Here is a 13,356-nt window from a genome sequence, read left to right as displayed (position 1 = left end):
GCTCACGAGGAAGAGCCGGCGCCCGACCAGGACTGCAGCATCCGGAACGCGATCGACGCGCCACCGGCGAGCCCGAGGCCCGGCACGCTGCCCGGTTCCTCGATCGCCTTGCGCACGTCCGCCCGCGACACCCACTTGGCCTCGGCGATCTCGCCGTCGGCGAGCAGCAGCGGGTCGGCGGGGTCGGCCACCGCCTCGAAACCGATCATCAACGACCGCGGGAACGGCCACGGCTGGGACCCCAGGTACCGGATGTCCCGCACGGCCACGCCGACCTCTTCGAGGACCTCGCGGGCCACGCAGGCCTCCAGCGACTCGCCGGCCTCGACGAACCCGGCCAGCACGGAGAACCGGCCCTCCGGCCACTCCGGGCCGCGTGCGACGAGCACCTGGTCGGCGCCGTCGTGCACCAGGCAGATGACGGCGGCGTCGGTGCGCGGGTACTCCTCGCGGCCGCAGCCGGAGCACGCGGTGTGCCAGCCGGACTTGGCCGGGACCGTCGGCGAGCCGCACTTGGCGCAGAACTTCGCCAGGCGGTGCCACTGGAACAGCGCCGCCGCCGTGGTGAACAGGCCCGCCGACATGTCGTCGAGGGTCGCGCCGGCCTGGCGCAGGTCGAGCCACTGCGGCTCGTCGGTCAGCTCCGGCGCCGACCACGCGCGCGGCGTCACGGGGGCGGCGTCGTCCTCGGCGGGCACCGGCACCGCCCAGTAGGCCACGTCGTCCTGCACACCCAGCAGCACGGCGTTCAGCGGCGGCCTGTCCCCGAAGTCGGTGGCCGGGCGGTCGACGACCTTCGTGCCGCGGCCGGACACCAGGGTGCGACCCCTGGTGTCGACCACGATCATGCGCGACTTCGGCCAGAGCGCGGCGATCTGCTCCTCGTCGCCGCGCACCGGCTCGGTGCGGTCGACCGCGGCCCGCGACAGCGCGGGCAGGCCGACCAGGTCGAAGCTCACGGAACCCGGACCCCTCCCAGCGCCCGGAGCTTCGGCGCGAGCTGCTCGGCGTCGCCGACCAGCACACCGGTGAAGTTGCCGGGGGCGAAGAACTCCAGCGCCGCCGCCGCGACCTGCTCCGGCGTGACGGCCGCGAGCCGCTGCGGGTGGGCGACCAGCCAGTCGATGTCCAGGCCCAGTCCGGCGAGGTTCACCAGGAACGACGCGAGGCCGCCCTGCGACGACGTGGACGTGAGCAGCGACCCGATGGCGTACCGGCGCGCGACGTCCACCTCGGACTCCGACGGCGGCACCATGCCCAGGCGGGCCAGCTCGTAGCGGGTCTCCAGCAGCGCCGCGGCCGTGACCTCCGACGCCGTGTCCGCGTCGATCAGCAGCGTGGCGCCGTGGACCGTGAACTCGGGGTGCGACCGCGCGCTGTAGGTGTAGCCCTTGTCCTCGCGGATGTTCTCGACCAGGCGCGAGGAGAAGAACCCGCCGTAGACCAGGTTCGCGAGCTGCAGCGCCGGGTAGCGCTCGTCGGTGCGCGGGATGGCCTGCGCGGCCAGCCGGATCTGCGACTGCACGGCACCGGCGCGGTGCACCAGGTGCACGTCACCGCCTTCGACCCGCGGCAGCGGCGGCAGCTGGACGGCCTCGCCGTCACCGGCCCACGACTCCAGCGCCGCGCCGATCTGCGCGACCGCCTCGGACGGCTCCACGTCGCCGACGACGACCAGCACCGACCCCTTGGGCAGCAACGCCTTGCGGTGCAGCGCCAGCACGTCGTCGCGGGACACGGCGGCGACCTCGTCGGCCTCCGGCATCTCCTTGGCGTACGGGTGGTCGCCGTACAGCACGCGCTGCAACGCCTCGCGGGCGATGACGTTCGGCTGCGAGCGGGCGATCGTGATGCGCTCGACCAGGCGGCCGCGCTCGCGCTCGACCTCCTCGGCCGGGTAGGAGGCGTTGGCCAGCACGTCGCGCAGGACGTCGAGCACCGTGCCGAAGCCGGTGGCCAGCGCGTTGCCGGTGAAGCTCAGCCGCTCCGGGTCGACCACGGCGTCGAGCTCGCCGCCGACCAGCGCGAGCTCGGTGTCGATCTGCACGCGGCTGCGGTTCGCGGTGCCCGTCAGCACGGTGTTGGCGAGGATCTCCGCCTGCGCCGCGTGCGTGGAGCCGCTGCCGGGCTCGGCCGGGTCGGCGAACGGCACGCGCAGCCGCACCTCGACCATCGGCACGGTCGCGCGCTGCACGGCGATGACGCGCAGGCCGTTCGGCAGCGTGGTGTCCACAGTGGACAGCTCGGCGGCCACCTTCTGCGCGCCCAGCTCCGGCAGCGGGCGCGGACCGGTCTCGGTGCGCCCGATCTCCTCGGCGGAGCGGTGGGTCTTCGCGGCGGTCACTGCGTTCCTCCGGTGGGCTTGACGAAGAGAAGTGCACGGGCGTCGGGGCGCAGCGCCTTGGCGGCGGCCGACACCTCGTCCACGGTCACCGAGGCGATCCGCTCGGGCAGTTCGTAGATGAGCTCGGCGCGGCCGAACAGCAGCTCCGCCGAGCCGAGGCCCAGGGTGCGGTTCGTGAGCCGGTCGTGCTCCTTGTGCATGGTCGACGCCCAGCGGGCGGTGACCTTCGCGAGCTCCTCGACCGACGGCGGTTCCTGCGCGAGCTTCTGCAGCTCCTCGTCGATCGCGGCCACGACCTGGTCCGGCGAGACCTCGGCGGTGTGGATCGCGGTGATGCTGAACGTGTCCGGGTCGCGCGCCTCCAGCGGGCCGAACAGGCCGCAGCCGGCGTTGAGGTCGATCACGATTCCCTCGCGGTGCACCAGGCGCTGCTGCAGGCGGGAGCTGTCGCCGTCGGTCAGCACGCCGGCGAGCACCAGGTAGGCGAGGTAGCCGTCGATGTCGGTGCCGGGGTCGGGCACGCGGTAGCCGATCGCGATAGCGGGCAGCGGGGCCAGCGCGTCGCCGTGCTCGTGGCGCACCTCGCCCTGCGGCGCGGGCTCGGCGAACGAGGGCCGCTCCGGCTTCGGCCGCGCGGGCACGTCACCGAAGTGCTTCTCCACCAACGCCTTCGTGGCCTCGACGTCGAGGTCGCCCGCGACCGTCAGCACCGCGTTGGACGGCGAGTAGTAGGTGTCGAAGAACTCCGCGCAGTCGTCGACCGTGGCGCTCTCCAGGTCGACGAAGTCGCCGTAGCCGTTGTGCGCGTTGGCGAACGTCTTGAACAGCACCGGCGGCAGCAGGATCCACGGGAACCCGCCGTACGGGCGGTTCAGCACGTTGAGCCGGATCTCCTCCTTCACCACGTCGATCTGGTTGCGGAGGTTCTCCTCGGTGAGCTTCGGCGCGCGCATGCGGTCCGCCTCGAGGAACAGCGCGCGCTCCAGCGCCGCCGAGGGCAGCAGCTGGTAGTAGTCCGTGTAGTCCGGGTGCGTCGACCCGTTGAACGTGCCGCCCGACGACTGCACGTGCCGGAAGTGCGCGAGCTTCTCCAGGCTCTCGCTGCCCTGGAACATGAGATGTTCGAACAGGTGCGCGAAGCCGGTGCGCCCCTCGGGTTCTGAGCGGAAGCCGACGTCGTAGTGCACGCTGACGCCGACGACCGGTGCGCTGGCGTCGGGGGCGAGCACCACCCGCAGGCCGTTGGGCAACGTGAACCTGTGCAGTTCGGGTGAGGCCATGCCTGCCAGCCTACGGGTTCGGCGCCCGGAGCGATCGCAGGTGGCCCGCCTGGGCGAGCACGCCGTCGAGCGCCCCGAGGAACGCCGGGAAGCTGCGCCGGAAGTCGGTCGCGCCGCCGTACCAGTAGAGGTCCTGCCGGCCGAACGTCGCGAGCCACCGCTCGGTCTCCCCGAGCACCACCGCGTACGGCAGCGACCGGGAGAACACCAGCTCGCGGTCCTCCTCCGGCACGTCGTCGGGCGTCACGCCGTGCAGGTACCCGCGCAGGCCGCGGACGTGCACCAGCAGCTCGCTGCCGCGCTTGGTGCGGGCGGGCATCGAGCGGGCGCCGAACGCCAGCGCCACGCCGGCGACCGCGACGGCCAGGCCGAACAGGGCGTTGCCGACGGTCAGCGCGAGCGCGACCGTGGCCACGACGCCCAGCGCCGCCACCACGACACCGACCCACCAGAACAGGCTGCGCTCGGAGTCCGGGCGGCGGGCGAACCAGCGCTTCTCCACCACGTCGGCGTAGAGGCGGTCGCGGACCAGTGCCAGGTCGATGCCGCGGCCGCGCAGCTCGGACACGGTCACCGCGTCCGCGCCGGCGGGCAGCAGCGCCTCGTAGACCGCCCGCTCGTAGCCCGACAGCGAGGCGTCGGCCGGGTTGCGGCGCACGATCTGCCAGTCGTGGCCGAAACCACCCTCCTGGCTCGTCTCGGCGATCCACAGGTAGTTGCGCACGGCCAGGTCGATGACGGTGGCGGTCACGTCGACGACGTCCACGTGCTCGTCGACGACCGTGCCGACCTGGCCGGGCAGCACACCATCGGGTGAAGCGAAGGCGAGCCGGTCGTTCTGGTCGCGGACCAGCACGCTGACCGCGCCGACGTCACCGGCGAGCGCCGCCGCGTCCCGGCCGCGCAGGAACCACAGCAGGGCGACGCCGCCGAACAGGAGCAGCAGCAGCCCGCCGAGCGCGGCACCGCTGACCGGGGTGAGCGCGAACGCGGCGGCCAGCCCGGAGGACTCGACCACGACGGCGTTCGCGGGCACGACACCGGCGGCCAGCCCGACCGCGACGTCGACGCGTTCCCCCGCGGCGAGCTTGATCTCCTGCACCCGCACGCCCTTGCCGTCGGCGAGGTCCGCGCTCGTGCACGGCTGCGACGAGCCGACCGGGCCGGCGAGGCAGTTGACCGACGTCGGCGAGTCGGGCGCGGAGAACGTGGCGGAGACCTTGTCCAGCTCGACGTCCCAGCCGCCCGCGACCTGCCAGCGGACCTCCAGCGCGTCGCCGACGGGGGCGACCGCGCCCCCGACGGTGTAGGTGACGGTGGCGTCGCCGCCCTCCAGGCGCAGCGTCAGCTCGTCCCCGCTGACGGTCGCGCTGCCCCTGCCCTCGACCTTCGCGTCGGTGATCGTGAACTGGCGCTCCAGGTCGTTGCCGACCGCGAGTCGCAAGGGGACGGTCCGGTTGACGGTCTTCCCGTCCGGCACGTGGACCTTCTCGGTGACGGAGAGCCGCGCGTCGCGCTCCAGCTTCATCCGCACCTCGGTGCTGACGGTCCCCGGCAGCGGCTGCGCGAGCGCACCGGCCGCCGCGCCGACGGGCACCGCGGTGGCCAGCGCGGTGGCGGCGAAGAGCGCCAGGCCCCAGTTTTTCAACACGGCTGCGGACAATAGCGGAGTCCCCATAAGCTCTGGCGCTGTTCGCACCAGGCGCCATCCGGGGGATTTCCGACGATGACGGCACCACCGCCGTGCCTGCGACACGAGCTCGGCGGACGGCACGTGAACCGACACCCCGTGCGACGCGTCCCACAGAGGTGGGCGGGACGCGTTAGCCCGGTCGGGGGACGTGCAGATCCCGTCCGCCTATGCTCGTAACCGACCCAGGCTCACCGTTGGGGGGACCTCAGGCGATGACGCAACCACCGCCACCGGGCAACTGGCCGCCGCCGCGCCCGGTCGGCCCGCCGCCCATGCCCGCACCGCTCGGGCAACCGCAGCGTCCGCCTTACGGGCCACCGCCCGGCATGCCCCCGCAGGGCCCACCGCCGATGGGCCCGCCGCCCCAGGGCCCGCCGCCCCAAGGCCCACCACCTCAGGGGCCGCCGCCGATGGGCCCGCCACCGATGGGTGGCCCGATGGGCCCGCCGCCGCGGCACTACGGCCCGCCGCCCGGTCCGTACGGGCCTCCTCCCGGCCAGGTCATGCCGCCGCCGCAGCCCTCGTGGGGCGGTTACGGCGCGTATCCGCCTCCGCCGCGGAAGAAGAGCAACGGCCCGATCGTGGCCCTCGTGCTCGGTGGCGTGGTGATCCTCGGCCTGGGCGCGATCGGCCTGTTCGCGGCGACGCTGAACAGCAAGGTCAAGGACGCGGGCTACTCGGGTTACACGACCTACAGCCCGACGTTCAGCAACGAGCCCACCGCGGAGACGACGACGGGAACGACGGCCCCGTCTCGGTCGGCCCCGTCACGCGCGCCGTCGACCCAGTCGACGCCCGTGGGCCCGAAGGCCGTGTACGCACTGGCGGACCACCCATTCCTGAAGCCCAACATCGGCGCGAACCGCCTGGCGAGCTGCCCGTTGCCCGCGATGGACTACTCACCGGCTGGCCAGGACCGCTACCTGCGCGCGGCCCTGCCGTGCATCGAGGCGATGTGGAAGCCCGCGATGCAGGCGGCGAACATGCCGTACCAGCCCGTCGAGCTGCACATCGTGACCGAGTCGGTGCAGTACCCGTGCGGCACCGTGCGCCCGGACTCGACCGCCCGCTACTGCCAGGGCGGCATCTACTGGACGGCGAACGCCTACGCCTCCGAGCGCAACCCGAACAACCCGAACCACCCCGGCAAGTACCTGGGCCAGCTCGCCCACGAGTACGGCCACCACATCCAGTGGCTCACCGGCATGCTCAAGGCCTCGGACCGCGCGCAGTACGACGCGGGAGGGTGGGATACTCCGAAGGGCCTCGACCTGAACCGCCGGATGGAGCTGCAGGCGACCTGCTTCGGCGGCATGACGCTGGCACCGCTGTCCCACGGCGCGGTCCCGATGGACGTGATCCAGACGGGCCTCAACGACGCGGGCAACCGGGGTGACTACGACATCTACCCCACGAAGGACCACGGCACACCGCAGAACAACGCGGCCTGGGTGCGGCAGGGCTACTCGTCGAACCAGGCGTCGCAGTGCAACACCTGGGCGTCGCAGGCCCAGTACGTCTCCTAGCGAAAGGCGCACCACGTGACCCAACCGGCGGGGAACAACCCGTTCGTTCTCGCGGGCGTGTTCGCGCTGGTGGTCGCGTTCGTCCTGGGCATCGGCCAGCTGACGGGCCCGCAGGTCGTCGCGGGCCGCGCACTGGCCGAGTCCTCGCGCCCGCTCACCCAACCGTCGACGACGGACCCCTCGACCCCGATCCGCCCGCGCGCGGTCCTGCGCTTGGCGGACCACCCGTTGCTGCTCAAGCCCACGCCGCTGGCCGAGGTGACCTGCGACCTCCCGCGCTTCGGCACCTCCGACCCGGCCCTGGCCGCCTACTACGCGGCCGGCGTCGCCTGCCTCGACGCGGCCTGGGGCCCGCTGCTCACCGCGGCGAACATGCCGTTCGAGAAGCCCCTCCTGGACGCCTCCCCCGTCCTGCACGACGGCCCCTGCGGCGCCGCACCGGAGTCCGACCACGCGGTCGCCTACTACTGCGGCCGCAACCACACGATCTACATGCCGACCTCCCGCCTGCGCTCCAACGGCGGCGGCGAGGCCCCGGCCACCCACCTCGCCACGCTGTCCCACGAGTACGGCCACCACGTCCAGGCCCTCACCGGCCTGCTGCGCGCAGCCGACCTGAAGATCACCGACGCGGGCGAGCGGACCCCGGCGGGCCTGGAGATGTCGCGCCGCGTCGAACTCCAGGCGAACTGCTTCGCGGGCATGTTCCTCACCGCCGTCTCAGGCCGCGGCTCGGTCACCCCGTCGCTGGCCAGGCAGGCGCAGGAGGACTTCCAGTACGCGATCGAGGAGAAGCCGGAGGACAACGCGCACGGTTCCGCGAAGAACCAGGCCCAGTGGGCCGGTGCGGGGTTCACGGCGAACTCGACCTCGGCCTGCAACACGTTCGCGGCTCCGCCCGCGCAGGTCTCCTGACCGGTTCCCGACCGAGCCGAAGGCGAGGCGCCTCAGCCCGGCTGGGCCGAGGGCTGCGCAGCAGGCGTGCCCTCTGCCCTCGGCAGCACGACCCGGAACACCGCCCCGCCGCTGGCCGGCTCACAGCTCAACTCCCCACCGTGCGCCCGCACAACCCCCCGAGCGATGGCCAGCCCCAGCCCGGACCCCCCTGACCGCCGGTCCCGCGCGTCGTCCAGCCGCACCAACCGGTCGAAGATCCGCTCGCGTTCCGCGTCCGGCACCCCCGGCCCGTTGTCGGAGACGGTGAACCCGGTCAGGTCCACCCGGATCCGCACGGTCCCGTGTGGACCGGTCGCCTGCCGGGCGTTGTCCACGAGGTTGGCCAGCACCTGGGCCAGCCGCTGCCCGTCCCCGACGACGACCGCGGAGACGCCTTCGGCTGCGATGTCGAAGTCCGGTGCCACGAACCGGGTGCGCGCCACCTCGGCTTCGGCGAGCGCGAGCAGGTCGACCTGTTCGCGTTGCATCTCGTAGCCGGCGTCGAGCTGGGCGAGGGCGAGCAGGTCGTCGACGAGCCGGCCGGCCCTGCGGGCTTCGCGGACCAGCAGGAACGACATCTGGTCGCGGTCCGGTGAGTCCACGGGGGCCTGCACCAGCGCTTCGGCGACCGCCTGCACGCCGGTGATCGGGGTGCGCAGCTCGTGGGCGGCGTCGGCGACGAACCGGCGGGTGCGCAGCTCCGAACCCTCCAGCGAGTCCAGCATGCCGTCGAACGCCGCCGCGGTGCGGCCGAGCTCGGTGTCCGTGCGCGAGGGGTTCAGCCGGCCGCCGCGGTGGCCGGCGGCGATCGCCTGGGCCAGGGACGTCATCGCGTCCAGAGGGGCCAGTGCCCGCCGCACCACGAAGAACAGCAGGGCACCGACCAGCACCACGGCCCCGAGGCCCAGCAGCACCAGCAGTTTGCGCAGCCGGCCCTGGGCGGCCGAGATGGCGCCGTAGTCGGCGTCGACGGTGACCTTCACGCCCTGCACGGTCCGTTCGCGACGGCCCGGTGAGGCCTCGTCGGGGGTCTCGCCGAACTCGCGGCCGTCGGGGAAGCGGAGCTTCACGCGCATGTTGTTGCGCGACAGGTCCTTCGCGATCTGGCGGGGCGGACGGCCGCTGCGCAACATCTGCACGGCGCGGTTCTCGGTCTCCATGGCGACCGTGCCGAGGTCCTTCGTGGACTGCTGGGCGAAGGTGCGGTCGACGGAGATCACCAGCGCGACCATCACGACGATCAGCACCAGCAGCACCGACACGGCCACGCGCCGCCGCAGCGACACGGTGCGCAGGGACGCCGGGCGCAGGTTCACTCCTCGGCCCGCAGCACGTACCCCAGGCCGCGCACGGTGTGCACCAGCCGCGGTCCGTGCTCCTCCAGCTTGCGGCGCACGGCGGAGACGTGGACCTCGACCAGGTTCGGGTCGTAGTCCTCGTAGCCCCACACGGCGGTCAGGATCTGCGTCTTCGACACCACCCGGCCGCGCTGGGCGGCCAGGTACACGAGCAGGCGCAGCTCGGTCGCGGTCAGCTCGATCGGCTGGTCGGCGCGCATCACGACACCGGCGTCGGCGTCCACGACGAGGTCGCCGACCTGCACCGTCGACGGCGTGCGGCCCAGCCTGCGCAGCACGGCCGACACCCGCGCCACCAGCTCGGCCAGCACGAACGGTTTGCCCACGTAGTCGTCGGCGCCGCCGGACAGGCCGCGCAACCGGTCGGGGACGCCGTCGCGCGCGGTCAGCATCACCACGCCCGCGCCGGACGCGCGGCGGATCACCTCGAGCAGCTGGAAGCCGTCACGGCCGGGCAGCATCACGTCGAGCACCACGAGGTCGGGGCGGAAGCGGCCGAGGTCGGCCTCCAGCTGGCGCCCGTCCAGGCGGTGCTGCACCTCGTAGCCCGACTCGCGCAACGCGGACGAGACGGCGGCGCCGATCGCCTCGGCGTCCTCGATCACCAACACCCTGGCGGACACCTCCCCATTCTGCTGATCATCCGCGAAGTCGGCGACCCACCTTCAGCTCAGATTCAGGCTTCGCGCGCACGCTGGGCGCATGTCGAAGAAATCAGCGTGGGCCGGCGCCCTCGTCGCGGCCGCCGGGCTCACCGTCGGCGGCATCGCGGTCGCGACGGCGGCCGACAACCCCGACGGCCCGCCGGCGGCGTTCGCCGAGCGCCACCCCGGCGGCCCCGGCAAGGGCCACGGCCGGGACAAGGCGCAGAACCTCAAGGACAGCACGCTCGTGGTCGGCCGGGTCAAGGCGGTCGAGACGGGCAAGCTCACCATCACCAGGGACGACGGCGGTGAGGTGTCGCTGACCACCGACAGCGGCACGAAGCTGCGCGGCGGTGACCTCGCGGGTCTCAAGACCGACCAGCGGGTGACCGTCCGGGCCAAGGACGGCAAGGCGCTGAACGTGGCCCTCGCCAAGGCGCGCGCGCAGGGCACGGTCAAGGACGTCAACGGCGACAACGCCACGTTGATCCAGGTCGACGGCCTGCAGACGCCGCTGGACCTGTCCGCCGTGAACGAGAAGCCGAAGAACGGCGACCTCGTCGCGGTGACCGGGACCGTGTCCGACGGCAAGACCGTGAAGGTCGATCAGTTGCGTCAGCTGCCGAAATAAAACCGGTCTCCCACGCGGGCCGCCGCGTCTGCGAACATCGCAGTGTGGCGGTTCCGCGAAGCCCGGACAGATGGGTGTTCATCCTGCTGGTCGTAGGACTGGTGGGCATCGGTGTCGCGGTCGCCCTGCTGGTGCCCACCAGGGTCCTGGGAGCGGCGGAGCCCCCGAGGCGGGTGACCGCGACCGTTGTCGAGAGCGGCTCCTGCGGCCAGGGCATGGACACCGTCGAGTGGGACGCCGACGGCCGGAAGGAGCAGGCCAAGCTCGACGGGTGCGGCCACCGCAAGGGCGAGACCGTCGAGGTCGTGATGTCCGCGGGGAACACCGGCACGGTCCAGTCAGCGGCCTCGGTCCCGGCCGGGATGCCGATGGCGAGCCGCCTCACCGCGCTGCTGCTGTGCCTCGCAGCGCTGGCGGGCGGCTTCTACGCGTTCCTCTTCCGCTACGCGCCGCTGCGCGCACCGGCCGTGCTCCCTACTCCCCGGCCGGGGTCACCTTCTTGACGTAGAGCAGCCGGTCACCCGGCTCGATCGCGTCCGCCTCCGGTGCGTCGACGCGGTACAGCGTCTTGCCCCGCACGACGCCCAGCACGATGTCGGACAGGTGCCGCGGCGACCCGCCCACCTCGCCCGGTTCGACGTCGCGCTCGGCGATCGCCAGGCCCGCGTCCGGCGTGAGCAGGTCCTCCACCATCGCCACCACGGACGGCGTCGCGGTGGCCATGCCCAGCAGGCGGCCGGCCGTCTCCGACGACACGACGACCGAGTCGGCACCGGACTGCTTGAGCAGGTGCTCGTTCTCCCGTTCCCGCACCGACGCCACGATCTGCGCCTTGGGTGCGAGCTCGCGGGCGGTGAGGGTGATCAGCACGGCCGTGTCGTCGCGGTTCGGGGCGACGACGATGGCGCGGGCACGGGCCGCGCCGGCGACCCTCAGCACGTCGTTGCGCGTACCGGAGCCGTGCACGACCACGAGCCCCTTGGCGGTCGCCGCGTCGAGCGACTCCTGCACGGTGTCGACGACGACGATCGAACCGGGGTCGACGCCGTCACCGAGCAGCGCCGCGACCGCGGACCGCCCCTTGGTGCCGTAACCGACGACCACCACGTGGTCCCGCACGACCCGCCTCCACTTCTGAATGCGCAACGCCTGACGGGAGCGCTCGGTGAGAACTTCGAGTGTCGTGCCGACCAGCACGATCAGGAACAGGACCCGCAGCGGCGTGATGACGAGGACGTTCACCAGCCGCGCGGTGGACGAGGCGGGCGTGATGTCGCCGTAGCCGGTCGTGGAGAGCGACACCGTGGCGTAGTAGAACGCGTCGAGCAGCGAGACGCCGTCCTCGTTGACGTCGCGGTAGCCGTCGCGGTCCAGGTAGACGATCAGCACCGCGAGCAGCAACGCGGCCATCGCGCCGACGACGCGCTTGAGGATCGCGCGGACCGGGCTCTGCACCTGGTCCGGCATCCTGACCACGCCGACGAGCGAGTGCGAGGCCTCGTCAGACAGGCTCATCGGGTCAACCTCTCGGGGAGCATCCGCCACAGGTGAGCGGCCGCCTCCGCGCCTTTGAGGAGCAACGGCACGACTACGCGCTCGTTCGGCGCGTGGACGCGATCATCCGGCAACGTCGCACCGAGGTACACGAGGGGCACCCCGAGCCACGCCTGCAGCACCGCGGCCGGCCCCGACCCGCCCGCCCGCGCGAACCGCACCGGCTGGTCGAAGGCCAGCTCGAACGCCTCGCGGACGGCCTCGTTCGCCGGGTCGTCCGGGCTGATGGCGTACGGCGGCACGCCCGTGCCGCGGAAGCTGACCTCGGCCCTGATGCCCTCGGGCGTGTGCTTCGCGACGAACTCGCGCAACTGGTCGGCGACGTTCTCCGGCAGCTGGTCCGGCACGAGCCGGAAGCTGACCTTCGCGGTCGCGGCCGCCGGGATGATCGTCTTCAGGCCGGGTCCGGTGTACCCGGCCGACAGGCCGTTGACCTCGGCGGTCGGGCGGACCCAGAGCCGTTCGAACGTGGTGTAGCCGGGTTCGCCGGACAGCGCCTGCGCGCCGCCGCCGTTGGCCGCGAGCCACTTCCGCTCGTCGAACGGCAGCGCGGCGTAGTCGGCGCGTTCCCGCTCGGTCGGCTCGCGGACGTCGTCGTAGAAACCGGGGAGTTGAACGCGGCCGTGCTCGTCGTGCAGCGCCGCGACCAACCGCGCGAGTGCCGTCGCCGGGTTCGGGACCGCACCGCCCGCGCGTCCGGAATGGACGTCGTCGATGCCGCCGAAGAACGTGATCTCACCGCCGAGAACACCGCGTTGCCCGGTGTTGACCGTCGGTGCGTCGCGATCGTGCAATGCCGTGTCGGTGAACACGACGAGGTCACATCCGAGATCGCTTTTGTGGTCTTCGAGGAGCTTTCGCAGGTGCGGGGAACCCGATTCCTCCTCACCCTCGACGAAAAGCTTCAGGGTGACGCTCGGCGCATTCTGCCCGGTCGCGGACAGGTGCGCCCTCACCGCGAGCAGGTGCATCGCGACCTGGCCCTTGTCGTCGCTCGCACCCCGCCCGCGCAGCTCGTCGCCGCTGAGGACGGGCTCGAACGGCGGGTGGTGCCAGCGTTCCACCGGGTCCACCGGTTGCACGTCGTGGTGGCCGTAGACCAGCACGGTCGGTGCGCCGGGGTCCTCGGCGGGCCAGCACGCGTAGACCGCGGGCAGCGCCGGGCCGTGGTCCCAGACCTCGACCTGCGGCCACCCGTCGGCGCTGAGCCGATCGGCCAGCCACCGGGCGGATCGGTGCACGTCGGCGTGGTGCGCCGGGTCGACGCCGATCGACGGGATGGTCAGCCACTCGCTGAGCCCGGCCACGAACTCCTCGGCCAGCGCGGCGACCGCGGACCGTTCTGGATGATGAGAATCACCTGCCACGCCGCAGGACAATAGGCCAGCCC

The 13,356-nt window shown here is 72.6% G+C and carries 12 protein-coding genes; 4 read left to right on the top strand and 8 right to left on the bottom strand.

Annotation, left to right across the window (positions count from 1 at the left end):
- Positions 1-2 precede the first annotated feature (2 nt).
- From nudC to AB0A63_RS07395, 4 genes are read right to left on the bottom strand one after another with little or no spacing between them, the layout of a single operon-like run.
- Complete coding sequence (nudC, locus tag AB0A63_RS07410) at positions 3-959, bottom strand: NAD(+) diphosphatase (RefSeq protein ID WP_360386414.1); 957 nt, start codon at positions 957-959, stop codon at positions 3-5.
- A complete protein-coding gene (locus AB0A63_RS07405; RefSeq protein ID WP_360386412.1) occupies positions 956-2,344 on the bottom strand; it encodes a pitrilysin family protein in 1,389 nt (462 codons plus the stop codon). The genes nudC and AB0A63_RS07405 overlap by 4 nt, the downstream gene beginning before the upstream one ends.
- Positions 2,341-3,624 carry a pitrilysin family protein gene (locus AB0A63_RS07400; RefSeq protein ID WP_360386409.1) on the bottom strand — a complete coding sequence of 428 codons (1,284 nt, stop codon included), beginning with the start codon at positions 3,622-3,624 and terminating at the stop codon, positions 2,341-2,343. Before AB0A63_RS07400 ends, AB0A63_RS07405 begins: the two co-directional genes overlap by 4 nt.
- Positions 3,625-3,634: 10 nt before the next feature.
- Positions 3,635-5,275 carry a DUF2207 domain-containing protein gene (locus tag AB0A63_RS07395; protein WP_360386406.1) on the bottom strand — a complete coding sequence of 547 codons (1,641 nt, stop codon included), beginning with the start codon at positions 5,273-5,275 and terminating at the stop codon, positions 3,635-3,637.
- A gap of 479 nt (positions 5,276-5,754) precedes the next feature.
- Here AB0A63_RS07395 and AB0A63_RS07390 point away from each other — a divergent pair, with 479 nt between their 5' ends.
- Together AB0A63_RS07390 and AB0A63_RS07385 are read left to right on the top strand one after the other, a co-directional pair.
- Positions 5,755-6,843: a neutral zinc metallopeptidase gene (locus tag AB0A63_RS07390; RefSeq protein ID WP_360386403.1), complete on the top strand. Its 1,089-nt coding sequence runs from the start codon at positions 5,755-5,757 to the stop codon at positions 6,841-6,843.
- 15 nt (positions 6,844-6,858) lie between these two features.
- Positions 6,859-7,758 (top strand): neutral zinc metallopeptidase, encoded by a 900-nt coding sequence (locus AB0A63_RS07385; protein WP_360386401.1) that lies wholly within the window; start codon positions 6,859-6,861, stop codon positions 7,756-7,758.
- Positions 7,759-7,790: 32 nt separating this feature from the next.
- On the opposite strand, the gene AB0A63_RS07380 is transcribed toward AB0A63_RS07385, so the two are convergent.
- Entirely contained in the window at positions 7,791-9,095 is a 1,305-nt protein-coding gene (locus AB0A63_RS07380) for a HAMP domain-containing sensor histidine kinase (RefSeq protein WP_360386398.1), read from the bottom strand.
- Positions 9,092-9,760, bottom strand: a complete 669-nt coding sequence (locus AB0A63_RS07375) for a response regulator transcription factor (protein WP_053739297.1) — start codon at positions 9,758-9,760, stop codon at positions 9,092-9,094. The genes AB0A63_RS07380 and AB0A63_RS07375 overlap by 4 nt, the downstream gene beginning before the upstream one ends.
- Positions 9,761-9,839: 79 nt before the next feature.
- On the opposite strand from AB0A63_RS07375, the gene AB0A63_RS07370 reads away from it, so the two are divergent.
- Both AB0A63_RS07370 and AB0A63_RS07365 read left to right on the top strand, forming a co-directional pair.
- Positions 9,840-10,412: a hypothetical protein gene (locus tag AB0A63_RS07370; RefSeq protein ID WP_360386396.1), complete on the top strand. Its 573-nt coding sequence runs from the start codon at positions 9,840-9,842 to the stop codon at positions 10,410-10,412.
- A gap of 74 nt (positions 10,413-10,486) precedes the next feature.
- Positions 10,487-10,915, top strand: a complete 429-nt coding sequence (locus tag AB0A63_RS07365; RefSeq protein ID WP_360386394.1) for a hypothetical protein — start codon at positions 10,487-10,489, stop codon at positions 10,913-10,915.
- Here AB0A63_RS07365 and AB0A63_RS07360 read toward each other — a convergent pair.
- The gene (locus AB0A63_RS07360; RefSeq protein WP_360386391.1) at positions 10,887-11,927 is read right to left on the bottom strand and encodes a potassium channel family protein; all 1,041 of its coding nucleotides are present in this window, start codon (positions 11,925-11,927) and stop codon (positions 10,887-10,889) included. The two genes, AB0A63_RS07365 and AB0A63_RS07360, sit on opposite strands and share 29 nt — an antisense overlap.
- Positions 11,924-13,333, bottom strand: coding sequence for a M20/M25/M40 family metallo-hydrolase (locus tag AB0A63_RS07355; RefSeq protein ID WP_360386389.1), 1,410 nt, complete (start codon positions 13,331-13,333; stop codon positions 11,924-11,926). Before AB0A63_RS07355 ends, AB0A63_RS07360 begins: the two co-directional genes overlap by 4 nt.
- Positions 13,334-13,356: the final 23 nt, after the last annotated feature.

This window comes from Lentzea sp. NPDC042327, assembly GCF_040647275.1.
Classification (GTDB): Bacteria; Actinomycetota; Actinomycetes; order Mycobacteriales; family Pseudonocardiaceae; genus Lentzea.
The sequence above is the reverse complement of the archived record's forward strand: the minus strand, read 5'-3'. Positions and strand labels throughout refer to the sequence as shown.

Coding starts and splice junctions, on each gene's coding strand:
- AB0A63_RS07400 (WP_360386409.1), bottom strand. CDS start 3,624: ATGGCCTCACCCGAACTGCACAGGTTCACGTTGCCCAACGGCCTGCGG.
- AB0A63_RS07370 (WP_360386396.1), top strand. CDS start 9,840: ATGTCGAAGAAATCAGCGTGGGCCGGCGCCCTCGTCGCGGCCGCCGGG.
- AB0A63_RS07360 (WP_360386391.1), bottom strand. CDS start 11,927: ATGAGCCTGTCTGACGAGGCCTCGCACTCGCTCGTCGGCGTGGTCAGG.
- AB0A63_RS07390 (WP_360386403.1), top strand. CDS start 5,755: ATGGGCCCGCCGCCGCGGCACTACGGCCCGCCGCCCGGTCCGTACGGG.